This is a genomic window from Streptomyces tardus, from assembly GCF_018101125.2.
GTDB classification, from domain to species: domain Bacteria; phylum Actinomycetota; class Actinomycetes; order Streptomycetales; family Streptomycetaceae; genus Streptomyces; species Streptomyces tardus.
Genome location: NZ_JAELVF020000001.1, coordinates 2,690,731 through 2,715,086, shown reverse-complemented (window position 1 = coordinate 2,715,086; position 24,356 = coordinate 2,690,731). Strand labels below are relative to the sequence as shown.

The window sequence follows — 24,356 nt, the reverse complement described above, 5'->3', positions numbered from 1 at the left end:
GCGGGGGAAGTCGTCCGTCGCGTACCCGTGGTCGTCCTCGGGCTCGGCGATGTTCCGGCGGCGCGAGAGCCGGCCGGGCCACCAGGTGCGGTCGCCGAGGTCGAGGGCCAGGGCCGGGACCATGACCGTGCGCACGAGGAAGGTGTCCAGCAGCACGCCGACCCCGACCAGCACGCCGAGCTGGGCCATCGTCACCAGCGGCATCGAGCCGATCACCGCGAACGTGGCGGCCAGCACGACGCCGGCGCTGGTGATCACCCCGCCCGTGGAGACCAGTCCGTTGCGCACACCTCGCTCGTGGCCGTGGAGTGCGGCCTCCTCGCGCACCCGGGTCATCAGGAAGATCGTGTAGTCGATGCCCAGCGCGGTGAGGAAGACGAAGCCCATCAGGGGGATGGACCAGTCGATTCCCGCGAAGCCGAGGACGTGGACGAAGAGGAAGTACGAGGCGCCGAGGGCCGCGAGGTTGGAGGCCACCGTGCAGGCCAACAGCAGCAGGGGCGCCACCAGGGAGCGCAGCAGCCAGATCAGCACGCCGAGCACGACCAGCAGCACTGCCGGCACGACGACCACCAGATCGCGGGCCGCCGCCCGCTGGGTGTCGACGGTCTCGGCGGTCACGCCGCCGACCTGCGCGTCCGCGCCGTCCACCGCGTGCACAGCGGTGCGCAGTTCGGCGACGGTCTCCTTGGCCGCCTCGCTGTCCGGGGCGTCCTCCAGTACGACGTCCAGCGAGACGAGGGCGCCGTCGGCGGTTCGCCGGCTGCCGGTGACCTCCTCGACCCCGTCCACCCTCTCGACGGTGGAGGTCACCGCGCCTTCGGCGTCCGCACGCGCGACCACGACGGCGGGGTCGGAGGCGCCCGAGGGGTAGTGCGCGGAGACCCGCTCCTGGGCGGCGACCGATTCGGGCTCGGTCTGGAACTGCTCGGACTGGTTCAGGCCGAAGGACATTCCGACCGTGCCGAGTGCCAGTACGGCGGTGAGGCCGACCGAGAGCAGCCACGACCTGCGCGGACGCGCCGCCACCAGATCCGCGATCCGCGCCCACCCGGACCGACCGGCCCGAACCGGCGCGCCGCAGCGCGGGATCAGCGGCCAGAAGACCCACCGGCCGGCGACGACCAGCAGTGCGGGCAGCACCGTCACCAGCGCGAGGAACGCGCAGACCGCTCCGACCGCGGCGACCAGGCCGAGCGAACGGGAGGAGTTGATGTCTGCCAGCGCCAGGCAGCACATCCCGGCGGCGATGGTGCCGACGGAGGCCAGCAGCGCGGGGAGGCAGCGGTGCAGGGCGAGTTGCATCGCCTCGTGGCGGTCCTCGTGCCGGTGCAGCTCCTCGCGGTAGCGGGCGATGAGCAGCAGTGCGTAGTCCGTGCCGATGCCGAAGACGAGCACCATGAGGATGCCCGCGGACTGCGGGTCGACCGGCAGCCCTCCGTAGCGGGCGAGCAGATACGTACCGACCTGGGTCAGCACCGCGGCGAAGGCGACCGCCACGAGCGGGACCAGCCACAGGACCGGGCTGCGGTAGATGAGCAGGAGCAGCAGGGTGACGACGAGGGCGGAGGCCGCCATCAGCGTTCCGTCGATGTCGTCGAAGACGGCGACGGAGTCCTGGAGGGAGCCGGCCGGCCCGCCGATGTGGGCCTCCACCCCCGGCGGGGCGTTGGCGGCGGTGATCTCGCGGATCTCGTCGAGCGCACCGAAGGGGTCGTCCTCGTACGAGAGCGGTACGACCGTCATCCACGCCTCGCCGTCGCGGGACTCCGCGGGCGGGGCGATCCGCTGACCGGTCGCGGCGTACTCCTGGAAGGCGCGGCGGTCGGCGGCGGCCTTGGCCCGGCGCTCGTCGCTCTCGCCTCCGGTGTAGACGACCAGGGCCGGGATCAGCTCGCCCTCGGTGCGGAAGTTCTCCAACTCCGTGTTGACCGCGGCGGATTCGGAGGAGCGGGGGAGGAAGGCGTTGGAGCCGGCGTCCTGCACCTCGCCGAGCTTGCCGGCCAGTGGGCCGAGCGCCATCACCGCCAGAACCCAGACGGCGACCACGATCCACTTGCCGCGTCGGCCGGCCAGGAAGGCGAGAGGGCCGGAGCGCTGTCCGGGGGCCGGCGGCCGGGTCTCCGGGAGCTGCGAGGACGGTGGGGGCGGCTCCTGCCGCTGGGTTCTCTTGCTCGGGGCGGCCATGGGGTGTTCTCCTTCGGGCGGGAGCACGCTGCCGCTGGCGGCGCCTTGCGCACAGGCCGGAGCAGTCGTGGCAGAGCGGTGCCCGCACCGCGGCGCACGAGGTTTGCCGACCTGGCTGCGGTGTGCGGGTGTTCTGGACTTGTCAGTGCTTCCGGGGCGCTACGGCCGGGAGTTGCCGCTCCCGGCCGTAGCCGTACGAGTGCGGTGCCGCCTTCGCGACAGCGGGTTCACTCGATCTCGCGCATCATGCGTTCCATCGAGTTGACGGACTTGCGGGTCTCCCCCAGCTCCTCCAGGAGCCGGTGCTGCATCAGCTGGTTGTCCTCCAGCAGCTGCGCGTACTTGCGGGCGAGCGCCTTGTACTCGTCCTCGCGCGCCGCGAGCATCCGGGCGCGCCAGGTCGCGGCGATCTGCCAGACGAGGACGATCATCAGGAGGAAGACTCCGCCAGTGCCGAGAGCCGCCGCCCAGACGCCGGCGGGATCGGCCGCCGTCGTCACCAGTGAGTCGTTCACAGCAGATCCTCTTTCTCGGTGTGCTCGGGGGGATGGGTCTGCCCGGAGCGCCCGGAGCATCCGGGGTCCGGGGTGGTGCTGCGGTGACGGTGACCACGGGCCGCGGTGCGCTGCGGGGCAGGCTCCGCGCCGGGCGGTCCGGACGGCTCCGCCGATCTGCGGTCGGTGTCGTGCGTCAGCGTCGATGTCGCCCGAGCGATGGTCTCGGGCGTCAACTCGTAGACGAACGGGGCCACTTCGAAGTAGCGGGTCGCCTTGCCGCCGGCGGACAGCTCCAGCGAGCCGACGATCAGGCCCGCCGCCTCCAGCCGCTGGAGGTGCATGTGCAGCAGCGGTCGGCTCATCCCGATCTCGCGCGCGAGTCTGCTGACGTAGTTGCGGCCCCGGAACAGCGCGCCGATGATCCGTATCCGGTGCGGATTGGCGAGCGCGGCGAGGGCTTTCAGCAGTTCGTCGCCGGTCGGGAGCCGGCCTTCGGCCATGTGCTGCTCCCCTCCGTTCTTCTTCCGTGCGTACGTGCGTAGGTGCACATATGCGTAAGAAGAAGCTGACACACCCGGGAAGGTGCGTCAAAGAAATCTGACGCATCTCCGGGGCCTCTCGGGGTTGGCCCCGATGGGAACGAGGGGCGACCCGCACAAGCGCGGGAGGGAGGGTCGACCCCGTGGCGGCTGTCCGCCGGGGGGTGGCGGGCGTACGCGGGTGCGGCCGGGAACGACCGCCGGAAACACTTCCGGGGTGCCGCTTCGTGCGGCACCCCGGAAGTGTTGGTTGTGGTGAGCGGTCAGCGACGCTTTCTGGCCTTCGACGCGGCCCGGAGCGCCGGATTGCCGGTACGCGTCACCCGGCGCCGCTCGTACGCGCGGCTCTCGGCGTCGTACGCGGTCCGGCGCAGCTTCTCGCCGGGCGCCTCGACCAGGCTGCGCAGCGCGTAGGCGAGCAGTCCGCCGACGAACCCGATCATGCGCAGGCTGCGCATGGAGCTCTCCACGCTCTCGTCGCGGCCCGCCGTGGGGCGCACATAGCCGTTCCAGGACTTGACGAAGGCGATCACGGTGCAGATCGCCACAGCTCCGATGACCAGCGAGTTCACCCAGCCCGGAGCCTCGGAGAACGCCAGGCCCTGCCAGGCGAGCAGATAGAGGCCCGCCCCGGCGAGAGTCGCGAGGAAGGCGCCGAGGCCGAGCCCGATCCTGCGTGGCACGTACCCGTCGGTGCGATCCACCCAGCGGGTGCCGTAGAAGAGGATCGGCTCCGGCTGCGGGCCGTCCTGCGACGGGCGCCGGTCTTGCTGCGGCGGGGAGGTGCGTACGTCCATACGACCGATTATCGCTCGACCCGACCGGCCGGTGAATATGTGGTGTTGGTCACGGTGCGGGCGGGTGGCGGCGGCGCGCGACGGGGCTCGGGCCGCCGACCTGCGGCGGTCGCCCGGCCCGCCGTACCGTCCGTCGGCGGCGGGAAACCGCCCGTGGTGCCTGCGTACCGCACCGACTACGCTGCACTCGCCCCGTGGGAGAAGCCGGTCGAAGTCCGGCGCTGACCCGCAACGGTGGGCGGCGGCCGTCCGGTCGCCGCGAGCCCGATCGCCCGCGGCGGCCCCGATGCCCTGTCAACTCGCCGCGGACTGCGAGGGGGTGCGGCCCGGCCGTGGCCCGCACCGTCGCGCACGAACCGGCCGAAGCCGAAGGCGAACCGCCATGTCCGCTACGGCCGCGCCGAGCGCCCCGCCGCCGCAGCACGAGCGCCCGGCACCGGGCCGGCGCCGGGTCCCGCTGGTACCGCTGCTCTGCGCGCTCGCCGTCCTGCTGCCCGTCTCCCTCGTCGCGGCCGTCTCGCTGGGCTCGTCCGAGCTGGGTGCGGCCCGGGCGATGGGGTACCTGTGGGCGGGTCTGTTCGGCGGCGGCATCGCGCCGGACGAGGTCGCGGCCTACACGATCGTGTGGGAGATCCGGCTGCCGAGGGCGTTGCTCGCCGCCGTGGTCGGGGCCGGCCTGGCCGCGATCGGGGTGGCGATCCAGGCGATGGTGCGCAACGCCCTCGCCGACCCGTTCGTGCTCGGCATCTCCTCCGGAGCGGCGGTCGGCGCCAACTCGGTGCTGATCTTCGGGGCGTTCGGTGCGCTGGGCGTCTGGGCGATGTCCACCGCCGCGTTCGTCGCCGCGATGCTCGCCATGGCACTGGTCTACGCCGTCGCCGCCTCCGGGGGCCGGCTGACGCCGCTGCGGCTGGTGCTCACCGGTACGGCCATGTACTACGGGTTCTCCGCGCTGACGACCCTCATGGTCTTCCACGCCGAGCACGGCGAGGCCGCCCGCTCGGCGATGATGTGGATGCTCGGCAGCCTCGGCGGCGCCACCTGGCAGTCGCTGCCCGTCGCCGCCGCCGCGGTCCTGTTCGGCATCGGCCACCTCCTCGTCTCAGCCCGCCGGCTGAACGCGCTCGCCATGGGCGACGAGACCGCCGCGGCGCTCGGGGTACGGGCGGAGCGGCTGCGGCGGGAGCTGTTCGTCCTCACCGCGCTGGTGGTGGGCTGCGCGGTCGCGGTGAGCGGCGCGATCGGGTTCGTCGGGCTGATGGTGCCGCACGCGGTCCGGATGCTGGTCGGCGCTGACCACCGCCGGGTGCTCCTCGTCGCGCCGCCGGCCGGTGCCGTGCTGCTGGTGTGGGTCGACGTCCTCTCCCGGGTGCTCCTGGCACCCGTCGAACTTCCCGTCGGGGTGCTCACCGCGGTGATCGGCGTTCCCTGCTTCCTGCTGCTCATGCGTCGTCGCGGCTACACCTTCGGAGGCACCGGATGAGAGTCGGGATCGACGCGTTGACGGTCGAGCGCTCGGGCGCCCGCCTGGTGCACGAGGTGACGATGGAGGCCCGCAGCGGAACGGTCGTCGGCCTGGTCGGGCCGAACGGGAGCGGCAAGTCGACGCTGCTGCGCTGCGTGTACCGGGCCGACCGGCCGAGCTCCGGAGTCGTACGGCTGGACGGCACGGACCTGGACTCGATACCCGAGAAGGAGGGCGCGCGGCTGGTGGCGGCGCTCCCGCAGGAATCCGGCTCGGAGTTCGACTTCAGCGTCGAGGAGATCGTCGCGATGGGACGGATTCCGCACCAGCGGTCCGTTGCCCGGACGAGCGCGGAGGACGAGCGGTTGTGCGCGCTCGCTCTGGAGCGGGTCGGGGCGACGGCGCTGCGGCAGCGCAGCTTTCTGACGCTGTCCGGCGGCGAGAAGCAACGGGTGCTGATCGCCCGTGCGCTGGCCCAGCGCCCCCGGGTGCTGGTGCTGGACGAGCCGACCAACCACCTCGACGTCGCCCAGCAGTTGGAGGTGCTGCACCTCGTACGGCACTGGGGCGCCGGGCGCGAGGGGGACGGACTCGGCGGCGGGCGCGGCGGCGCGCAGGACGACGTGGACGGACGCGGCGGCGGGCGGCCGACGGTGCTGGCCGCGCTGCACGATCTGAACCTTGCGCTGCGGTACTGCGACGAGCTGTACGTCATCTCCGCCGGCCGCATCGCCGCGCACGGGCCGCCCGCCGAGGTGCTCGACGCCGAGCTGCTGGCCGGGGTGTTCGGGGTGCGGGCGCACCGGGTCACCCACCCCGGTTCGGGCGCCGTACAGCTGCTCTTCGACCGCCTGCCGGGCGGCGGCGCACCGCCGGCGGCGGACGGTTCGCCCGCGAACACCGAGGCCCGGGCGGCCGGTTCGGGGCACGCGGACCGCGCGAGCCACACAACGGGCCGTACGACCGACACGGCGGACCGTACGACCGACACGGGCCGTACGACCGGCACGGCGGACCGTACGGGGCGTGCCGGCGGCTCCGCTTCCGTCACCGAACCGGTGTCCGCGTCGGGAAATCCGCTCCACTCCCCCTGAAGGGCTGTACCCATGCGTTCTTCTGCTCCCCGCGCGCTGCGGGCCGGCGCCGTGCTCGCCGCGCTCGCCGCGCTCACGACTCTCACCGGCTGCGGCGCCGAGATCGACGACTCCGACCGGGACGACGACGCCCGCGCCGGCGGCAACTACCCGGTGACGATCACCAACTGCGGCGAGCGCAAGACCTTCGACCGGGCGCCGCAGCGGGTCATCACCAACGACATCGGGATCACCGAGATCATGTTCGCCCTCGGGCTGGAGGGCCACATGGCCGGCTATGCAACGCCCGAGCGCAAGAGCGGCGACCGGGACGTGCCGTGGCGGGACGGGTACCGGAAGACCGAGTGGCTCTCGAAGAAGAAGGTGAGCAAGGAGCTCGCGGTCGACCACCGGGCCGATCTGGTCTTCGCCGGCTGGAACTACGGCTTCAGCGAGGCCGACGGCTTCACCCCCGCCACGCTCGACAAGCTCGGCATCGACTCGTACCTCCTGACCGAGTCCTGCCGCAACGGCAGGGGGAAGGCGCGCGGGGTGATGTCGCCGCTGGAGGCGCTCTACACCGATCTGAAGACGCTCGGCGCCCTCTTCGACGTACGGGACCGGGCGGCGAAGCTGATCAAGGACTTCCGCGAGCAGGTCGCCGCGACCGAGGAGCGGGCACCGACCGGCGGGGACCGGCCGCGGGTCTTCCTCTACGACGCCGACGAGGACAAGCCGTTCACCTCGGGCAAGTTCGCGGGGCCGCACGACATCATCACCAGGGCGGGCGGCGACCACGTCATGAAGGATCTGGCGGACTCCTGGGTGAGTGTGGGCTGGGAGACCGTGGTCGAACGCGATCCGGAGATCATCGTGATCAACGACTACGGCGAGGTCTCGGCGAAGCAGAAGGAGCGCTTCCTCAAGTCCTTCCCGCCGCTGAGGAACGTGTCGGCGGTGCGCAACGACAGGATCTTCACCCTGGACTACGTCGACCTGGTGGAGAGCCCGCGCAACCCGCAGGCGATCACCGAGCTCGGCGCGTACATCCGGGAGACCGTGAACCAGCGCGGGGAACGCCGCTGACCCGCCCCCGTACGGAGCCGGGCGGAGGTGCCCGCCCGGTTCGGTGATCGTGTCGACGCGGCCCGGGCGACGGGACGTAGGCTGGACGCATGTCGTATGTGAGCCCGCTGCTTTCGCTTCCCGGCGCCGTCCCGTCCGAGGGACCCGACGAGGGTGTCGCCGCCCACTACGGCGATCTCTTCAAGGAACAGCGCGCCCTGGCCGACGGCACCGGTTTCGTCGACCTCTCCCACCGCGGTGTGCTCACCGTCAGCGGGCAGGACCGGCTGACCTGGCTGCACCTGCTGGTCACCCAGCACGTGAGCGAGCTGGAGCCGCGGCACGCAACCGAGGCGCTCGTCCTCACGGCCAACGGCCACATCGAACACGGCCTCTCGGTCGTCGACGACGGCGAGACGGTGTGGCTGCACACCGAGCCCGGCGGGCAGCAGGCACTGCTCGACTATCTGGAGAGCATGAAGTTCTTCTACCGGGTGGAAGCCGCCGACCGCACCGAGGAGTACGCGCTGGTCCTGCTGCCGGCCGGCTCCATCGCGACGGTCCCGGACGGCGTCATGACGCGCGAGACCTCGTACGGGCGGGAGATCTTCCTGCCCCGGGAGCAGCTGCGCGACCTCGCCGAGCGCGGCGAACACGGCCCGCCCATCGGGGCGTTGGCGCTGGAGGCGCTGCGGATCGAGGCTCACCGGCCGCGGGTCGGCATGGAGACCGACCACCGCACGATCCCGCACGAGGTGGGGCTGATCGGTTCGGCCGTGCATCTCCAGAAGGGCTGCTATCGGGGGCAGGAGACCGTCGCCCGGGTCCACAACCTGGGCAAGCCGCCGCGTCGGCTGGTCTTTCTGCACCTGGACGGCAGCGAGGTCATCCTGCCCACCCACGGCGATCCGGTGCGTCTGGCCTCGGACGGGCCGGAGGGGCGCCAGCTCGGTTTCATCACCAGCGCCGCCCGGCACTACGAACTCGGCCCGGTCGCCATGGCGTTGGTCAAGCGCAACGTCGCCCTGGAAGCGGATCTGCTGGTCGGCGGGGGCACGGCGGCGGCGCAGGAGCCCATCGTCCAACCCTGAGCACGGGAGTGCCGTCCGGCCCTGAGCAGGACGTGCCCGTCGTCCGGCCCCGCCGAGGAGCGACCGTTCGGCCCCGGGCGGTGGCCCCCGGCGTACGCGCGCGGCGGTCGAACGCGCCGTCCCCGCACGCCGGTTGTGGCCCGCCGCGTACAGCCGGACGAGCCGCGTACAGCCGGGCGGCCGGGCGCAGCCACCTCGCCCGGGCCTCCGCGCCCGAGCCTCCGCGCACGAGGGCCGCCCCGCTCAGGCCACCGCGCTCAGTGTGTCGGCGAGGCGGCGCCTGCCCACTCGTACGGCCGGTGGCAGGGCCGCAAGCAGCGCACCGACGACGACCGCCGAGACCACCGCGGCCAGCATCCACAGCGGTGGGCCGACGGCCAGCCCGGCGCCGATGCCGCTGGTACGGCCCTGTGCGTCGATCAGCCACTGCCCGACCAGGGTGCCCAGCGCCGTACCGGCCAACGCCGCGGCGAGCGCGGTGAGTCCGACGGCGGACAGGATGACGGCTGTCACCTGACGGGGCGTCAGTCCGATGGCTTTCCAGGCCAGCAGGTCGCGTTCGCGCTCCTTGATGCGGGTGGCGACAGCGGTGAGCAGCTCGGTCAGCCCGATGAGCGCGAGGACTCCGATGAGGCCGAGGAGGACGCCGCGCATCGACTGCATCCCCTCGACCGGCGCACCCGCCTCGCGCAGCTCCAGCCGGCCGCCGGAGCCGTCGGCCAGGCGTTCGCTCACCTCCGACGGGCGGGCGCCGTCGCGCAGTTGGAGGTGGTGGGAGTCCGCGACGACGGTGGGGTCGCGCTCGCGCAGGGTGTCCAGCGAGGTGGCGATGACCCGACCGCCGCGCTCGGGCTCGACCGTGCGGCCCACCACGTGCAGCACCTGCGGATTGCCCTCGACGGTCAACCGCACCCAGTCGCCGACCCCGAGGTCCAGCAGGTCGAGCAGCCCCTGCCCGGCCACCGCCTCGTCCGGGCCGTCCGGCGCGCGCCCCTCGGCAACCCGGAAGGGGTACGGCTCGCGGTCCGTCCCCAGGCCGCGCAGGGTCAGGGTGCTGGTCTGGCCGGGAGCGAGCGCCGCGACCTGCGCACCGGGGTGGACGGCGCGTACGTCCGGGTCCTCGGCGAGCATGGCGGCGGCGGCGCGTTCGCCGAGGTCGTCGGTGGCACGCGCGGTCAGCGCGGTGGCGAGCAGATCGCTGGGGCGGGTCTCGACCCGGTCGATCGTCGACCAGGCGCTGAGCGCCGCGGTGATCAGCAGCAGCGGCAGGGTCAGTCGGGCGAGGGTGGCGAGCGAGCGGCCCCGGTGGTGGAAGGCGGCGCGCCAGCCGAGCACCAGCGCGGGCGGCAGGCGCATACCGAGCGCGGTGCGCGCGACCCTCGACATCCGTACGGCCGGCGGTACGGCCGCGCGCGCGGCGGGCACCGGCGGCACCCGGCCCGCGCGCCAGGCGGCGAGCGAGGTGGCGGCGGCGATGAAGAGCACCGCGGCGCCCGGCACCAGCACCATCGCCGCGGTGTGCCCCGGCAGGTCCCGCCAGACCTCGACGACATCGCCGAGCCGGCCGGGCAGAGCGGCGCCGAAGAGTTGGAGCGCCGTCACTCCCAGCACCGCGCCGAGCAGCGCGAACGCCACATGCTGGACGAGGAAGATCCGCACCACCTGGCCCGGCGTGAAGCCGATGGCCTTCAGAATCGAGATGTCACGGAGCTGTCCGCGGATGCGTCCGCTGATCGCGCCGGCCACGGCGACCGAGGCGGCGAGGAGCGCGCCGACCCCGAACACCGCGAGGAGCGTGCCGAGCAGTCGGTCGTCGCTCTGGGCGTCGTTGCGGGCCTGCTGCCAGTGCGAGACCTGGGTGACGCCGTCCGCGCCGAGCAGCGTGACGGCCCGCTGGACCGCGAAGTTGGTGTCGGCGGGGTCGGCCAGCCGCAGGCCGACCACCTGGCCGCGCTGGTCGGTGTCGGCGGCCACGCGGTCGAGGGTGGCGGGCAGCACCCAGCCCAGGCCCGGCCGTTCCCCCTCCTGGTAGCGGGGTTCGGCGGTGTCGGCGACCCCGACGACGGTGAGGGTACGGGCCGTACGCCCCTGCCCGCCGAGCGTGAGGGTGTCGCCGGTCTCCGCCCACAGCGCGTCGGCCACGCTGCTCTGGAGGACGACGCCGTCGCGCGAGGAGTCCGTCAGCCAGCGTCCCTCGGTGAGCAACGGCCGTGCGGTGCGCGGCGGTTCGGCCGTGACTCCGCGCAGCTCCACGGCTGCCCGGCCGCGCAGCTGGGCGCTGACACGCAGCGTGCGGTACGGGCCGGCCACGGCGGTGATGCCGTCCATCCCGGTGAGCCGGTCCAGCTCCTCGGCGTCGGTGTGGGTACCGGTGTGCATCCACACATGGGCGCCGGTGGACTGGGTGAAGACCCGCTGCCAGGGGTTGGCGGCGTAGCTGAACAGCGCGGTGGCCAGCAGCAGGGCGGTGATGATGCCGGCTGTGGCGAGCACGCTGAACAGCGCCTCGCCTCGGTGCGTCCGCAGGTCGGCGTGGGCCCAGCGCAGGGTGGCGCGCACGTCACTCCTTCAGTTCCAGGAGTGAGGAGACCCCGCCGCCGTCGCCGACTCCGCGCCCGCCGCGGCCGGCCGCGTCGCGCTCCGGGCGGGCCTCGCGGTCGGGGCGCTCGTCGGGGTCGCCGCGGGCCTCGCGCTCGTCGGGGTCGGTGGTCGGGCGGCGGGGGCGGTCGGCGGCGGTGCGGCCGGTACGGTCCCCGGGGCCGACGCCCGTACGGTCGCCGGCGAGGTCGGCGTCGTCGACGACACGTCCGTCGAAGAAGCTGACGACGCGGTCGGCCGCGGAGGCCAGACGGGCGTCGTGGGTGACCAGGAGGATGGTCTGGCCGCGCCGGTGGAAGCGGTTGAGCAGCCGCATGACCTCGCGGGTGCCTCTGCTGTCCAGGCTGCCGGCCGGTTCGTCGGCCAGGAGCAGGGCGGGGTGGTTGACCAACGCGCGGGCGAGTGCGACGCGTTGCTGTTCGCCGCCGGACAGCTCGCCCGGCATGCTGCGGGCCCGGTCGCCCAGGCCCAGCTCCTCCAGGAGGTCGGCGCTCTCCTGACGGGCCTTGCGCGGGGAGGTGCCGGCCAGCAGGGCGGGAAGCTCCACGTTGTCGGCGACGGTGAGGTTGGAGACCAGGTTGAAGAACTGGAAGACGATGCCTATTCGGCGCCGCCGCAGCACCGCCCAGCGCGCCTCGCTGTAGTCGTCCACGCATTCGCCGTCCAGCCAGACGCTGCCCGCGTCGGGCCGCTGGAGCCCGCCGACCAGGTGCAGCAGCGTGGACTTGCCGGCGCCGGACGGACCGGTGATCGCCACGAACTCGCCGCGGCGGACCGTCAGGTCGACGCCGCGCACCGCCCGGGCCGCGCCGCCCTCGCCGCGGTGGGTCTTCACCAGCCCGGTGGCCCGCACTGTCGCCTCGGACCGCGGTGCGGACTCCGGGGCGGGGGCGACCGGTACGGGGTCGGCGGTGCCCCGCGTGCGGCCGGTCCCCCGCGCGACTGCGGGCGTACGGGGTGCGGCGTCGGGGGCGTCTGTCATTCCAGCTCCTCCTGGCAGCGTTCGAGCCAGTCCAGGTCCGCTTGCAGATGCAGCATCGCACCTTCGATGAGCAGCTGGGAGACGCGGTTGTCGGGATCTTCGGCAGCAGCGAGGCGGGAGAGCTCGCGCATCGCGTTGAGGTACTGGCGGCGCTGCTTGTTGATCAGTGTGATCCGGTCGGCGAGGCCGGTGCTGTGCGCGAGGGCGAGCTTCATGAAGAACTCGTCGCGCACCCGCGGTTCGTGGGAGGTCTCCTCGAACCACGCCAGGGCGGCCTCCTCGCCCGCGGCGGTCAGGCGGTAGGTCTTCTTGTTCGGGCGGTTGTGCTGGCTGACCTGCTCGCCCTCGATCAGTCCGGACTTCTCCAGCCGGGAGAGCGTCACGTATATCTGGCCGACGTTCGGCTGCGGATAGGCGGCGCCGAGCAGGCGTTCCAGCGCCTGGCCCAACTCGTAGCCGTGCGCGGGGCCTTTGGCCAACAGGGCGAGGAGCGCGAGTCGCACGCGTGCTCTCCCCTCTCCCCGGACCGGCCGGTCCGCTCGTCTGCCGGCGCGGCCGTCGGCGTCCGGTGCCAGGTGTCCGTGCGCGGCGCGGGACCCCGGCTGACGCTCGCAACCGCCGCCCCCGGCCGCCCGCTCCGCTGTCGGCGACCGGCTCGCTGCCGGACCGCAGTTCGGTGATCATCTGCGCCCTGGTCTCGTCCGCCGAGTCCGGTAGCTCGATCAGGGTGACCCGCTCGTCGGGGTGCTCGCGGTTCCAGTCGGCGAGGACCAGCTCCAGGTAGTCGGTGAGATCGCCGGCCGTCACCAGGGTGATCGGGCCGCGGCCACCGTCCTTCGGACGCGCCGTGCTGCTCACCGCGTACACGGGCGCCACGCCGCGTCCGAAGGACGGTGGCCGCGGCCCGATCACCCTGGTGACGGCCGGCGATCTCACCGACTACCTGGAGCTGGTCCTCGCCGACTGGAACCGCGAGCACCCCGACGAGCGGGTCACCCTGATCGAGCTACCGGACTCGGCGGACGAGACCAGGGCGCAGATGATCACCGAACTGCGGTCCGGCAGCGACCGGTTCGACGTGCTGAACATCGATGTCGCGTGGACCTCGGAGTTCGCCGCGGCCGGCTGGATCCGGACGATGGACCGGGACCGCTTCCCCTTCGACTCCTTCCTGCCGCCCGTCGAGGACACCGCGACCTTCGCCGGCCGGCTGTACGCGGTCCCCTACGTCACCAACGCCGGTCTGCTCTACTACCGCGCCGACATCCTGGAGGCCGAGGGGGTCGAGCCGCCGCGCGACTGGGCCGAGCTGGAGCGGCTCGCCCGCACCCTCGCCCCCAAGCACCGACTCGACGGCTACGCGGGCCAGTTCCTGCCGTACGAGGGGCTGGCGGTGAACGCGACGGAGGCCGTCCACTCGGCGGGCGGCTCGATCCTGGTGGACGACGGCGCGAAGGTCACCGTCGACTCGGCGGCGGCACGCGAGGGGCTGGGCTTCCTCTCCCGGGGCGTGCGCGAGGGCTGGATCCCCCGCAAGGCACTCGACTTCAAGGAGGAGGAGTCCCGGCAGGCGTTCCAGGACGGCGAGTTGCTCTTCCTGCGGAACTGGCCGTACGTGTACGCGGGCGCGAACGCCGAGGAGTCGGCGGTCGGCGGCCGAGTCGGCACCGTACCGCTGCCGGGCCCGGACGGGCCGGGGGCAAGCGTGCTCGGCGGCTCCAACCTCGCGGTCAGCACGCAGTCGCGACACCCGGAGTCGGCGGCGGACCTGATCGCCTTCCTGACCAGCGAGCCGGTCCAGCGGCGGGTGTTGACGCTCGGCGCGCTGCCCCCGGTGCGGTCCGGCCTCTACAGCGACCCCGAACTGGTGCGGCAGTTCCCGTATCTGCCGACGCTGCGGGAGAGTGTGCTCGCGGCGGAGCCCAGACCCAAGAGCCCGCGCTACGACCAGGTGACGCTCGCCGTCCAGGCAGTGGTGAGCGACGCGATGTCCGGCCGCCAGTCGCCCGACTCCGCGGTGGCGCGGCTCAACCGCGAGCTGGAGGCGATCGCCCGCCGCAGCTGAGCGCGCGACGGACCGCCGAGGAGCACCGCGCGCGGTCGGCACCTCGGCCGGCACCTCGGCCGGCGTCACGGTCGACGCCACGGACGGGTGCCTACGGCGCCGCGGCCGGTTCCGTGCGCCCAGCGATGACCGACAGCCGCAGATACATGCACGTTAAGTACCGACGGCTGTCTTTTTCTGGCACTTTCCGGCCAACAGCCCAGCCCATGGGGTCCCGTGCATTGACACGGGGACGACACGCTTACTTAACATGCATGTACGTCATACCGACGTGTCGGTGATCACGTTTACGCCGCGGCACAGCGGCTCGTCGCCACGTCACTCCGCACACGCACCAGCGCATCGCAACGGCTCCGCGCGGCGATCCCGCCCGGTCCGGGTCGCCACCCGTCCGGTACGACCCGCACCGGCTTCCCGCGCCCAGCCCGTACGCAATATGTGAGAACAGGTCTCCACGATGTCCACAGCACCGGCCACCGACGGCCTCAACCCGCGCTCCACCGACAGCTGGTGGCGCGATGCGGTGATCTACCAGGTGTACGTCCGCAGTTTTCTGGACAGTACGGGCGACGGCATCGGCGACCTCGCCGGTGTCCGCGCGGGGCTGCCTTATCTGAAGAAGCTCGGGGTGGACGGCATATGGCTGAGCCCCTTCTATCCCTCGCCGCAGCACGACCACGGCTACGACGTGGCCAACTACCGTGATGTGGACCCCATTTACGGCGACCTCGACGAGTTCGACCGCTTGATGGCCGACGCCCGGCGGATGGGCGTACGGGTGCTGCTGGACGTCGTGCCGAACCACTGCTCCGGCGAACACCCCTGGTTCCAGCAGGCGTTGACCGCGGCGCCCGGCAGCATCGAGCGCAGCCGCTTCCACTTCGCGGACGGCCGCGGCGAGTCCGGCGAGGAGCCGCCGAACAACTGGCGCGCAATGTTCGGCGGCCCGGCCTGGACCCGGCTGACCGAGCCGGACGGCACCCCCGGCCAGTGGTACCTGCACATGTTCACCCCCGAGCAGCCGGACCTGAACTGGCGGCATCCCGAGGTGCCCGAACAGTTCGACGACATCCTGCGCTTCTGGCTCGACCGCGGTGTCGACGGCTTCCGCATCGATGTCGCCGCCGGCCTGTACAAGCACCCCGATCTGCCGGACTCCGACGACCCGGGCGCCGACGAGCGCTCCCGCGACTCGGTCAACCCGCTCGCCTGGAACCAGCCCGAGGTGCACGACGTCTGGCGCCAGTGGCGGTCGATCTGCGAGGAGTACACCGCGCGCGACGGCCACGACCGGCTGCTCGTCGGCGAGGTGTCGGTGCCCACCGCCAAGGAGCACGCGCTCTACGTCCGTGAGGACGAGCTCCACCAGGCGTTCTTCTTCGACCTGTTGAGCGCTCCCTGGGACGCGGACGCGTTCACCAAGACCATCAGCGAGGCGATGCGCGACATCGCCGGCACCGGTTCCACCGTCACCTGGGTGCTCAACAACCACGACCAGGTGCGGACCGTCACCCGGTACGCCGGCGAGGGCGGCGCGGACAGCCCGGGGCTCGGTTCGGCCCGTGCCAGGGCCGCGGCGCTGCTGATGCTGGCGCTGCCCGGCGCCGCGTACATCTACCAGGGCGAGGAGCTCGGCCTCCCGGAGGTCGTCGACCTGCCCGACGAGGTGCTGACCGACCCGATCTTCCACCGCACCGGCAGCCGCAAGCACGTACGGGACGGCTGCCGCGTACCGCTGCCATGGTCGGGCCACGCCTCGCCGTTCGGCTTCAGCTCCTCCGCCGAGGCGACCCGGCCGTGGCTGCCGCAGCCCGAGTGGTTCGCCGAGCACGCGACCGACCGCGCCGTGGCCGACACCCGCTCCTTCTGGCACCTCTACCGGGACGGGCTCCAACTGCGGCGGGGAATGCCGCAGTTGGGCGAGGGCGATCTGCGCTGGCTGGAGAGCGAGCCGCAGGTGCTGGCCTTCGCCCGCGGCGACGGGCTGGTCTGCGCGGTCAACTTCGGCACCGCTCCGGTGACCGCACCGGTCGCCGGTACGCCGCTGCTCGCCTCCGGCCCCTGCCCAACGGGCGTACTGCCCGGTTCCACCACAGCCTGGTGGCTGAGCGACGGCGACACTCCGTAGCCGCCGCACCGCCACCACACCCCAGCACCACCCGCACCACACACGCACGACACGCACGACACGCACGACAGGCAACACCCGCACGACAGGCACTTCGTGGGTGCGCCGTGCTCGGCGCACCCACGCACCGATGGACATCTGAGGAACTCGAGAGAGGCACCACCATGAGACGCACGCGACGCAGCGGCACCGCGAAGGCCACCCGAATATCGGCGGCGGTCGCCGGTTCCATGGCACTCGCCCTGGGCGCCACCGCCTGCGGCGGGGAATCCCCCGGCCCGGCGAGCGGCGACGGCGAGCTGAGCGGCCAGACCGTGACGGTCTCCGCCGTGTGGACCGGCGTGGAGGCCAAGAACTTCCAGAAGGTGCTGGACGCCTTCAGCGAGGAGACCGGCGCCAAGACGCAGCTCGTCGCGTCCGGTGACAACGTCTCGACCTTCGTCGGCAGCAAGATCGAGGGCGGCCAGGCACCCGACGTGGCGATGGTCCCGCAGGTCGGCGTGGTGCAGCAGTTCGCCCAGAAGGGCTGGCTGGTCCCGCTCTCCTCCAAGGCCGAGATGGAGACCACCCGGAACTTCGCGGGTGTCTGGAAGAACTACGGCACCGTCGGCACCAAGTTCTACGGGCTGTACTTCAAGGCCGCCAACAAGTCGACCGTCTGGTACAGCCCCGACGCGCTCGACCAGGCCGGCGTGAAGCCGCCGAAGACGTACGCCGAGATGCTCAAGACCGCCGGCACCGTCTCCGACTCCGGCACTCCGGCCTTCGCGGTCGGCGGCGAGGACGGCTGGACACTCACCGACTGGTTCGAAAACGTCTACCTCTCCCAGGCCGGCCCCGGCAAGTACGACAAGCTCGCCAGTCACGACATGCCGTGGACCGACAAGAGCGTGGTCGAGGCGCTGGAGACGCTCGGTGAGCTCTTCGGCGACAAGGACCTGCTCTACAACGGCTCGGCCGGCGCACTGCGCACCGACTTCCCCACCTCCGTCGAGCAGGTCTTCGGCCCCGAGCCGAAGGCGGCGATGGTCTACGAGGGCGACTTCGTCGGCGGTATCGCCAAGGACCAGTTCGACCGCACGCTCGGCGAGGACGCGAAGTTCTTCCCGTTCCCGGCGGTCGGCAAGGGCGACGCCCCAGTGGTCAGCGGCGGCGACGCGGCCGTGGTGCTCAAGGACGGCAAGAACCAGAAGGCCGGGATGAAGCTTCTGGAGTACCTGGCGACCCCGGAGGCCGCGGCCATCTGGGCCGAGGCCGGCGGCTTCCTGTCCCCCAACAAGGAGCTGGACCTGGAGTCCTACAGCGACGAGACCACCCAGGCCGCGGCCAAGGAGCTGGTCGACGCGGGTGACACCGTCCGCTTCGACCTGTCCGACCAGGCCCCCGCGTCGTTCGGCGGCACGAAGGGCACCGGCCTGTGGAAGCTGCTCCAGGACTTCCTCGGCGACTCGTCCGACCCGAAGGCGACCGCCGCCAAGATCGAGGCCGCGGCCAAGAAGGCGTACAGCAAGAGCTGACGGCGAACACGCAGTGACCCCAAGGAGATTCAAGGGCATGTCGTCAGTCGAAGCCCCCGCGCGCGGAGCCGTCACCCCCCGGCTCCGCGCCCAGCGGCGAAAGCGTCTCGTCGCCGCCGTATTCGTGCTCCCCGCACTGCTGTTGCTGGGCGCGCTCGTGCTCTACCCGGTGATCTTCTCGGTCGGTCGGAGTTTCTTCGACGCGAGCGGTGACACCTTCGTCGGTGCCGACAACTACACCGAGATGTTCCGCGACCCTGCCACGCTGAAGGCCATCCGGAACAGCACCATCTGGGTCGTCGTCGCACCGGTGCTGCTGACCGGACTCGGTCTCGTGCTCGCCGTGCTGACCGAGAAGATCAGGTGGGCGACCGCGTTCAAGCTGGTGCTCTTCCTGCCGATGGCGGTGTCCTTCCTGGCCGCCGGCATCATCTTCCGGCTGGCCTACGAGCAGGACCCCGAGCGCGGCGTGATCAACGCCGCGGTGGTCGGCGTCCACGACAGCTTCAGCGAGAGTTCGCCGTACCCCAACGCCCGTTCGCGCGACGGTGAGACGCTCGTCAAGGACGGCGAGGGCTACCGCGGCAAGGACGCGGCCGGCCCCGGCGACACCGTGAACCTCGGCTTCGTCGGCGTTCCGCCCGGCGAGATGCCGGGCGAGGCGAAGCCCGCCGCGGACGCCGCCAAGTCCACCGCCGGCCAGGACGAGCTGCGCGGCGTGGTCTGGCTCGACTTCACTCCCGGCGGCGGAGGCACGGCCGGGGAGGTCGACGCCAAGGAGAACGGGATGCCCGGGATGAAGGTCTCGGCCGTCCGCGACGGGGAGACCGTCGCCTCCACCACTACCGGCGACGACGGCGCGTACAGCTTCAGCGGGCTCGACCCCGGCTCGTACACCGTCGAGGTCCCGGCGTCGAACTTCGCGGCGCCCTACCAGGGCGTCTCCTGGCTCGGCCCCGCGCTTATCACTCCGGCGATCATCGGCGCCTACCTGTGGATCTGGACCGGCTTCGCCATGGTCCTGATCGCCGCGGGCCTCGCCGCGCTCCCCAGGGAGACGCTGGAGGCGGCGCGGATGGACGGCGCCAACGAGTTCCAGATCTTCCGCAAGATCACCGTTCCGCTGCTCGCACCGGTGCTGACCGTGGTGTTCGTGACGCTGGTGATCAATGTGATGAAGGTCTTCGACCTCGTCTACATCATCGCGCCCGGACCGGTGCAGGAGGACGCCAACGTACTGGCCACCCAGATGTGGCTGGTGTCCTTCGGCGGCGGCAACGACCAGGGCCTGGGCAGTGCGCTCGCCGTGCTGCTGCTGGCGCTGGTGGTGCCCGCGATGATCTTCAACATTCGACGCTTCCGCAGGAGCGAATCATGAGCGCCCCCGGTACGACGACGCGTCCGGCCGAGGACGGGCCCGCACCGGTCTCCACCCCCGCGCGCAGCACTTCCGAGAAGGCCCGCAAGGGCCCGGTCGACTGGCTGACGAAGCGGCTCGGCAACGGACTCGTACAGGTCTCCCTGCTGCTGGTCGGTCTGATCTGGATCACCCCGCTGGCCGGTCTGTTCTTCTCGTCGATGCGCGACGACAAGGACAACTCGGCGAGCGGCTGGTGGACTTCGCTGGTCCGGCCCGACCAGCTGTCGTTCGAGAACTACAGCACCCTGCTGGAGAACAGCGGCATCACCACCGCCTTCTGGAACACGGTGATGATCTCGGTGCCGACCACCGTGCTGGTCGTGGTGATCTCGGCACTGGCCGGATACGCCTTCGCCTGGCTGGAGTTCCCCGGCCGGGACGCGATCTTCCTGATCGTGGTGGGCCTGCTGGTGGTGCCGATCCAGATCGGTCTGCTGCCGGTGGCCAAGCTCTTCGGCGAGATCGGCCTCTTCGGCACCATCCCCGGCGTGGTGCTCTTCCACGTCGCGTACGGGCTGCCGTTCGCGGTCTTCCTGCTGCGGAACTACTTCGCGCAGATTCCGCGCGAGATGCTGGAGGCCGCGCGGATGGACGGCGGCAGCGAGTGGCGGATCTTCGTGCAACTCGTCCTGCCGCTCGCCCGTCCGGCGATCGCGAGCCTGGGCATCTTCCAGTTCCTCTGGGTGTGGAACGACATGCTCGTCGCGCTGCTGTTCGCGGACAGCTCCGCACAGCCGCTCACGGTGGCGCTCCAGCAGGAGATGCGGCAGTTCGGCAGCAACATCTCGGTGCTCGCACCGGGCGCGTTCCTGTCGCTGATCGTGCCGCTGATCGTGTTCTTCGCCTTCCAGAAGCACTTCGTGCAGGGGGTGATGGCCGGATCGGTGAAGTAGACCGGTCCGCAAGGTATCCGCAACGGCGGCGCCGAGGTCGGTCGTTCGGATCGTGCCGGAGCCGGCCGACCCGAACGACAGGCGCTAGACCTCCAGCAACACGGTGAACGGCCCGTCGTTCAGCAGTGAAACCTTCATATTCTCGCCGAACCTCCCCTCGGCGACGTCTGCGCCCAACTCTCTGAGTCGGGCGCAGACTTCATTCACCAGCGGTTCGGCGACCGGACCGGGAGCGGCGGCGTTCCAGGTGGGCCTGCGGCCCTTGCGGGCGTCGCCGTACAGCGTGAACTGACTGATCACCAGCAGCGGCGCGCCGATGTCCGAACACGACTTCTCGCCCTCCAGAATGCGTACGCTCCAGAGCTTCCTGGCCAGTTGGGCCGCCTTGGCCGGAGTGTCGTCGTGGGTGACGCCGACGAGCACGCACAGCCCCTCGCCGACGATCTCCCCGGCCGTCTCGCCGTCAACGGTCACCCTCGCGCCGTTCACCCTCTGAACTACTGCTCTCATGCACCCATGATGCGCCGGATGGGTGCCAAGCCGCTGCGCGCGGCCGGAACGGAGTGGCACTATGCCAGGGCATCACGAGCGGATAACGGAGTGTGCGCGTTCCTGCGCAACTCGCGACGGGGACAAGGGGACCAGATGAGCACCGCCTCCATCCAGCCGGCGGACGACGCCGTCGCCGCCAGGGCATCCGGGGCTCCCGCCGCGGCCACCGGCGCCACCACCAGCACTGTGCTGACCCGCACCGCGCTGCCCTCGCTCGACGGGCTGCGGCTGCCCGCGCTGCGCGACCTGCGCCGCTCCGCCCAGCAGGAGGAGGCCGATCTCAGCTATCTGCGGCGGCTGTTGCAGGGGCGCATCGACATCCTGCGGGCGGAGCTGAACCGACGGGCGGGTACGGACTCGCCCCCGCCCCGGCCCGCCTCCGGTGCACCGCCCCGGGCACGTACGAGCGGCGGCGTCGCGGGTGCGGCGGGTGCGGCGGGTGCGGCGGGTGCGGCGACGGAGTCGGGGCTCGTCAACCGGCTGATCGTCGACCGGTTGCCCGAGATCCTCGCCGACGCGCCGACCGCGCACCGTGCCTCCGCACGGCATGTGACGGTCACCACCCCGCTGCGCGCCCAGTACCGGGAGCTCGCCAGCTCGATGCTGGCCGAGGTGCAGCTCTCGGACCTCACGGCCCGTACCGACGACGAGCTGCGGGGGGCGATGAGCCGCCTGGTCCGCAACGAGCGGCGGATCTCCGGGCAGCGGCAGTCGCTGCAACGTACAGCGGACGACTGCGGCGCGGAGATCGCCCGCAGGTACCGTGAGGGAGAAGCGCAAGTCGACGACCTGCTGCCCTGAGGCGATCCCTCGGTACCGGCGGGCGTCCCCGACACAGAGGTAAGACCGCCGATGTCCTCGCCGATACCCACGGCGCCGAGTGCGTCCTCCACAGATGTGCGCCCCACAGGTGCGCCCTCCGCGGATGCGCCGTCCGCGCCGCCCGTCCTGGCCGAGATCGTTCGCTCGGGTTTCGTCGAGGGGTACCACCGCGGCTCGATGGTCGTCACCGCCGCCGACGGCAGCGTGGAGTACGCGCTGGGCGATGTCGACTCGCCGATCTTCCCGCGCTCCTGCAACAAGCCGCTTCAGGCCGCGGCCGTACTGCGCGCCGGGCTCGACCTGGAGGGCGAACGACTCGCCCTCGCCGCAGCCAGCCACTCCGGCGAACCGTTCCATCTGGAGCTGGTCGAGCGGATGCTGGCCGAACACGGCCTGCGCGCCGAGCAGTTGCAGTGTCCGGAGGATCTGCCGCTCGACCGGGAGGAAGCCGACCGCCGTCTCGCGGCGGGCCATTCGGCGAGCCGGGTCGCCATGAACTGCTCCGGCAAGCACACCGCGATGCTCGCCGCCTGCCTCCACAAAGGCTGGCCGCTGGACAGCTACCTCGAACTCGCCCACCCTCTCCAGCAGTCGACCGTCGAGACGGTCGCGCAGGCCGCCGGCGAACCCGTCGCGCACATCGGTGTGGACGGCTGCGGCGCACCGCTGATGGCGATCTCCCTGACCGGCCTCGCTCGCGCGTTCCGCACCCTCGTCACCTCCCCCGCCGACAGCGCCGAACGCCGCGTCGCCGACGCGATGCGCGCCCACCCCGAGTACGTGGCCGGCACCCGTCGGCACGACACCGCGCTGATGCACGCGGTGCCGGGCGCGCTGGCCAAGATGGGCGCCGAAGCCGTGCAGGCCGTGGCTCTCGCGGACGGCAGGGCACTGGCGTTCAAGATCGAGGACGGCGGCGTACGGGCGCTGCCGCCGGTGCTGGCCACCGCGCTGCGCAGCCGTCTCGCGGTCGACTCCGGGCTGCCGGAGACCGTCCCGCTGCTGGGCGGCGGCAGGCCGGTGGGCGAACTCCGCGCGGTCCGACAGCCGCCGCGCACGGTCGCCGCGGGCTGACCGCACGGGCGTTCGCGGAGCCGCCCCTGAGGCCGCCCGCGCAGCCGCCGCACGGTTGGCCGCGAGGCACCGCGTACGGCACCCGCGACGCGGCGCGACTAATCATGTGCGGCGCACGATCCGCGCTTCTAGGGTGACGAAGATGCCACGCGACGAGATCACCCTGCGCACTCTGTCCGACCCGGCCCAACTGCCCGACTGGTTCAACGCGGTGGCCGCCGGCTTCCTCCTGCCGCGCGCAATGGGGCAGGAGGAGCGGGAGGCCCGCGGCGGCCCGGTCGACCTCGACGGAGTCCAGGGCGCGTACGACGGCGACCGCTGCGTCGCGACGTTCCGCACCTTCGCCCAGGAGCTGACCGTGCCCGGCGGAGCGCGGGTGCCCTCCTGCGCGGCGACGAGCGTCACGGTGCAGCCCACCCACCGCCGGCGCGGGCTGCTCGGCGGGATGATGAAGCGCGCGCTGGACGCCGCCAAGGAGCGCGGCGAGCTGTGCTCCACGCTGATCGCCGCGGAGCAGCCGATCTACGGCCGGTTCGGCTACGGGCCGGCGGCCTGGTCCGCCGACTTCGAGGTGGACCTTGCCCGCGCCGGACTGGACCGCAACCGGCCCGCCGACACCGGCGGCGGCCGGATCGTGCTGGTGAGTCCGGAGGAGATGCGCGAGGCCGGCCCGAAGCTGCACGAACGCGTCCGGGCCCTGCCCCACCACGCCGGCCACGTCGATCGCACCGCGCACTACTGGCAGTTGGCGACCGGCGGGCTGCGCTACCCGGACGACGGCTTCCAGGAGCGGTTCAACGCGCTGTACCTGGACAGTGCGGAGCAGGTCCAGGGGCTCGCCCTCTACCGGGTGGAGAGCCGCTGGGAGAACGCCACACCGTGCGGCACCGTCGAGGTCCCCCGGCTCCAGGCCGCCACGCCGGAGGCCGAACGGGCCCTGTGGGAACACCTGTTCCGCATCGACTGGAGCACCTCGCTGCGGGCGACCCAACGCGCACCCGACGACGTGCTCCAACTGCTGCTGCCCGACGGACGCGCCGCACACACCACCGAGTGCGCCGACTTCCTGTGGCTGCGCCCGCTCGACACACCGGCGCTGCTGACCCGGCGCACGTACCCCACGGCCGGCAGCCTCGTACTGGAGGTGCAGGACCGGGCGGGGTACGCGGCCGGCCGCTGGCGGCTGGACGCATCGCCCGAGGGCAGCACCTGCACGCCCACCACCCAGTCCGCCGAACTCACGCTCCCCGTCGAGCAGTTGGGCGCGCTGTATCTGGGCGACGAGAGCGCGAGCCGCGTCCACTGGCTGGGCCGGATCGACGAACACCGGTCCGGCGCCGTGCAGTTGGCGGACACCCTGCTGCACACCCCACGCCGCCCGTGGTGCCCGGACAGCTTCTGATCCGCACGCCCTCCCGACAGACGCGCCCCTGCCGGGAGGGCACACCTCCCGGCCGGACGCTCTCCCCGCCGACGAGCACTGCCCCTCCCCTACCGGGCACCTCGCTGCCGCGGCACTGCCCTCGTCCGGAGGCCCTCCCTCCCGACCGGGCACGAACCCTGGTCGGGCACACCCCGACCGGGCGCACAC

Annotated in this window: 18 protein-coding genes and 2 pseudogenes; 12 read left to right on the top strand and 8 right to left on the bottom strand. The window is 72.1% G+C overall.

The genetic code is table 11. The features are described 5' to 3' along the window. The 4 genes from JGS22_RS11640 to JGS22_RS11625 form a co-directional block, all read right to left on the bottom strand. The coding region (locus JGS22_RS11640; protein ID WP_236073798.1) for an MMPL family transporter at nt 1-2,022 on the bottom strand (2,022 nt) is incomplete at its 3' end. Nucleotides 2,023-2,414: 392 nt separating this feature from the next. Next, a complete protein-coding gene (locus JGS22_RS11635; protein ID WP_211042554.1) occupies nt 2,415-2,702 on the bottom strand; it encodes a hypothetical protein in 288 nt (95 codons plus the stop codon). Next, nucleotides 2,699-3,184, bottom strand: coding sequence for an ArsR/SmtB family transcription factor (locus JGS22_RS27095; protein WP_211042553.1), 486 nt, complete (start codon nt 3,182-3,184; stop codon nt 2,699-2,701). The genes JGS22_RS11635 and JGS22_RS27095 overlap by 4 nt, the downstream gene beginning before the upstream one ends. Nucleotides 3,185-3,486: 302 nt before the next feature. Continuing rightward, nucleotides 3,487-4,020 carry a hypothetical protein gene (locus tag JGS22_RS11625; RefSeq protein WP_211042552.1) on the bottom strand — a complete coding sequence of 178 codons (534 nt, stop codon included), beginning with the start codon at nt 4,018-4,020 and terminating at the stop codon, nt 3,487-3,489. A gap of 382 nt (nt 4,021-4,402) precedes the next feature. On the opposite strand from JGS22_RS11625, the gene JGS22_RS11620 reads away from it, so the two are divergent. The 4 genes and pseudogenes from JGS22_RS11620 to ygfZ all read left to right on the top strand — a co-directional run bounded on the left by JGS22_RS11620 (nt 4,403) and on the right by ygfZ (nt 8,714). Further along, nucleotides 4,403-5,503, top strand: coding sequence for a FecCD family ABC transporter permease (locus JGS22_RS11620; RefSeq protein ID WP_211042551.1), 1,101 nt, complete (start codon nt 4,403-4,405; stop codon nt 5,501-5,503). After that, nucleotides 5,500-6,342, top strand: a pseudogene (locus tag JGS22_RS11615) (ABC transporter ATP-binding protein); the annotation flags it as partial. The gene JGS22_RS11620 and the pseudogene JGS22_RS11615, both read left to right, overlap by 4 nt. A gap of 249 nt (nt 6,343-6,591) precedes the next feature. Then, the gene (locus tag JGS22_RS11610; protein WP_211042549.1) at nt 6,592-7,644 is read left to right on the top strand and encodes an ABC transporter substrate-binding protein; all 1,053 of its coding nucleotides are present in this window, start codon (nt 6,592-6,594) and stop codon (nt 7,642-7,644) included. Nucleotides 7,645-7,733: 89 nt separating this feature from the next. Beyond that, the gene (ygfZ, locus tag JGS22_RS11605; RefSeq protein WP_211042548.1) at nt 7,734-8,714 is read left to right on the top strand and encodes a CAF17-like 4Fe-4S cluster assembly/insertion protein YgfZ; all 981 of its coding nucleotides are present in this window, start codon (nt 7,734-7,736) and stop codon (nt 8,712-8,714) included. Nucleotides 8,715-8,957: 243 nt separating this feature from the next. Here the strand turns inward: ygfZ and JGS22_RS11600 are convergent, their stop codons facing one another. The 3 genes and pseudogenes from JGS22_RS11600 to JGS22_RS11590 form a co-directional block, all read right to left on the bottom strand. Next, nucleotides 8,958-11,273, bottom strand: a complete 2,316-nt coding sequence (locus JGS22_RS11600) for an ABC transporter permease (RefSeq protein WP_211042547.1) — start codon at nt 11,271-11,273, stop codon at nt 8,958-8,960. A 217-nt stretch (nt 11,274-11,490) separates the two neighbouring features. After that, nucleotides 11,491-12,294 (bottom strand): annotated as a pseudogene (locus JGS22_RS11595) (ABC transporter ATP-binding protein); the annotation flags it as partial. Continuing rightward, on the bottom strand, nt 12,291-12,797 hold the full coding sequence (locus JGS22_RS11590) for a PadR family transcriptional regulator (protein WP_211043869.1): 507 nt from the start codon (nt 12,795-12,797) through the stop codon (nt 12,291-12,293). The gene JGS22_RS11590 and the pseudogene JGS22_RS11595, both read right to left, overlap by 4 nt. Before the next feature lie 344 nt (nt 12,798-13,141). On the opposite strand from JGS22_RS11590, the gene JGS22_RS11585 reads away from it, so the two are divergent. The 5 genes from JGS22_RS11585 to JGS22_RS11565 all read left to right on the top strand — a co-directional run bounded on the left by JGS22_RS11585 (nt 13,142) and on the right by JGS22_RS11565 (nt 20,317). After that, on the top strand, nt 13,142-14,359 hold the full coding sequence (locus tag JGS22_RS11585) for an ABC transporter substrate-binding protein (protein WP_308405811.1): 1,218 nt from the start codon (nt 13,142-13,144) through the stop codon (nt 14,357-14,359). A 457-nt stretch (nt 14,360-14,816) separates the two neighbouring features. Beyond that, entirely contained in the window at nt 14,817-16,487 is a 1,671-nt protein-coding gene (locus JGS22_RS11580) for a glycoside hydrolase family 13 protein (RefSeq protein ID WP_211042528.1), read from the top strand. Between the two features lie 230 nt (nt 16,488-16,717). Further along, on the top strand, nt 16,718-18,004 hold the full coding sequence (locus JGS22_RS11575; protein ID WP_236073791.1) for an ABC transporter substrate-binding protein: 1,287 nt from the start codon (nt 16,718-16,720) through the stop codon (nt 18,002-18,004). Nucleotides 18,005-18,041: 37 nt separating this feature from the next. Then, entirely contained in the window at nt 18,042-19,382 is a 1,341-nt protein-coding gene (locus tag JGS22_RS11570) for an ABC transporter permease (RefSeq protein ID WP_211042526.1), read from the top strand. After that, nucleotides 19,379-20,317, top strand: coding sequence for a carbohydrate ABC transporter permease (locus JGS22_RS11565; RefSeq protein ID WP_211042525.1), 939 nt, complete (start codon nt 19,379-19,381; stop codon nt 20,315-20,317). The genes JGS22_RS11570 and JGS22_RS11565 overlap by 4 nt, the downstream gene beginning before the upstream one ends. Nucleotides 20,318-20,401: 84 nt before the next feature. Here JGS22_RS11565 and dtd read toward each other — a convergent pair whose 3' ends face one another. After that, nucleotides 20,402-20,827, bottom strand: coding sequence for a D-aminoacyl-tRNA deacylase (dtd, locus tag JGS22_RS11560; protein WP_211042524.1), 426 nt, complete (start codon nt 20,825-20,827; stop codon nt 20,402-20,404). Nucleotides 20,828-20,962: 135 nt separating this feature from the next. Between dtd and JGS22_RS11555 the strand changes: the two genes are divergently transcribed. The 3 genes from JGS22_RS11555 to JGS22_RS11545 all read left to right on the top strand — a co-directional run bounded on the left by JGS22_RS11555 (nt 20,963) and on the right by JGS22_RS11545 (nt 24,167). After that, entirely contained in the window at nt 20,963-21,670 is a 708-nt protein-coding gene (locus JGS22_RS11555) for an RsiG family protein (protein WP_236073124.1), read from the top strand. Nucleotides 21,671-21,721: 51 nt separating this feature from the next. Then, entirely contained in the window at nt 21,722-22,765 is a 1,044-nt protein-coding gene (locus tag JGS22_RS11550; protein WP_211042523.1) for an asparaginase, read from the top strand. Nucleotides 22,766-22,907: 142 nt separating this feature from the next. Further along, nucleotides 22,908-24,167: a GNAT family N-acetyltransferase gene (locus tag JGS22_RS11545; RefSeq protein WP_211042522.1), complete on the top strand. Its 1,260-nt coding sequence runs from the start codon at nt 22,908-22,910 to the stop codon at nt 24,165-24,167. The last annotated feature ends 189 nt before the right edge of the window (nt 24,168-24,356 follow it).

What these genes read in the sequence shown, in the direction of transcription:
- JGS22_RS27095 (WP_211042553.1), bottom strand. Translation starts at nt 3,184, where the DNA reads ATGGCCGAAGGCCGGCTCCCGACCGGCGACGAACTGCTGAAAGCCCTC.
- JGS22_RS11625 (WP_211042552.1), bottom strand. Translation starts at nt 4,020, where the DNA reads ATGGACGTACGCACCTCCCCGCCGCAGCAAGACCGGCGCCCGTCGCAG.
- JGS22_RS11620 (WP_211042551.1), top strand. Translation starts at nt 4,403, where the DNA reads ATGTCCGCTACGGCCGCGCCGAGCGCCCCGCCGCCGCAGCACGAGCGC.
- JGS22_RS11610 (WP_211042549.1), top strand. Translation starts at nt 6,592, where the DNA reads ATGCGTTCTTCTGCTCCCCGCGCGCTGCGGGCCGGCGCCGTGCTCGCC.
- ygfZ (WP_211042548.1), top strand. Translation starts at nt 7,734, where the DNA reads ATGTCGTATGTGAGCCCGCTGCTTTCGCTTCCCGGCGCCGTCCCGTCC.
- JGS22_RS11580 (WP_211042528.1), top strand. Translation starts at nt 14,817, where the DNA reads ATGTCCACAGCACCGGCCACCGACGGCCTCAACCCGCGCTCCACCGAC.
- JGS22_RS11575 (WP_236073791.1), top strand. Translation starts at nt 16,718, where the DNA reads ATGGCACTCGCCCTGGGCGCCACCGCCTGCGGCGGGGAATCCCCCGGC.
- JGS22_RS11570 (WP_211042526.1), top strand. Translation starts at nt 18,042, where the DNA reads ATGTCGTCAGTCGAAGCCCCCGCGCGCGGAGCCGTCACCCCCCGGCTC.
- JGS22_RS11565 (WP_211042525.1), top strand. Translation starts at nt 19,379, where the DNA reads ATGAGCGCCCCCGGTACGACGACGCGTCCGGCCGAGGACGGGCCCGCA.
- dtd (WP_211042524.1), bottom strand. Translation starts at nt 20,827, where the DNA reads ATGAGAGCAGTAGTTCAGAGGGTGAACGGCGCGAGGGTGACCGTTGAC.
- JGS22_RS11555 (WP_236073124.1), top strand. Translation starts at nt 20,963, where the DNA reads ATGAGCACCGCCTCCATCCAGCCGGCGGACGACGCCGTCGCCGCCAGG.
- JGS22_RS11550 (WP_211042523.1), top strand. Translation starts at nt 21,722, where the DNA reads ATGTCCTCGCCGATACCCACGGCGCCGAGTGCGTCCTCCACAGATGTG.
- JGS22_RS11545 (WP_211042522.1), top strand. Translation starts at nt 22,908, where the DNA reads ATGCCACGCGACGAGATCACCCTGCGCACTCTGTCCGACCCGGCCCAA.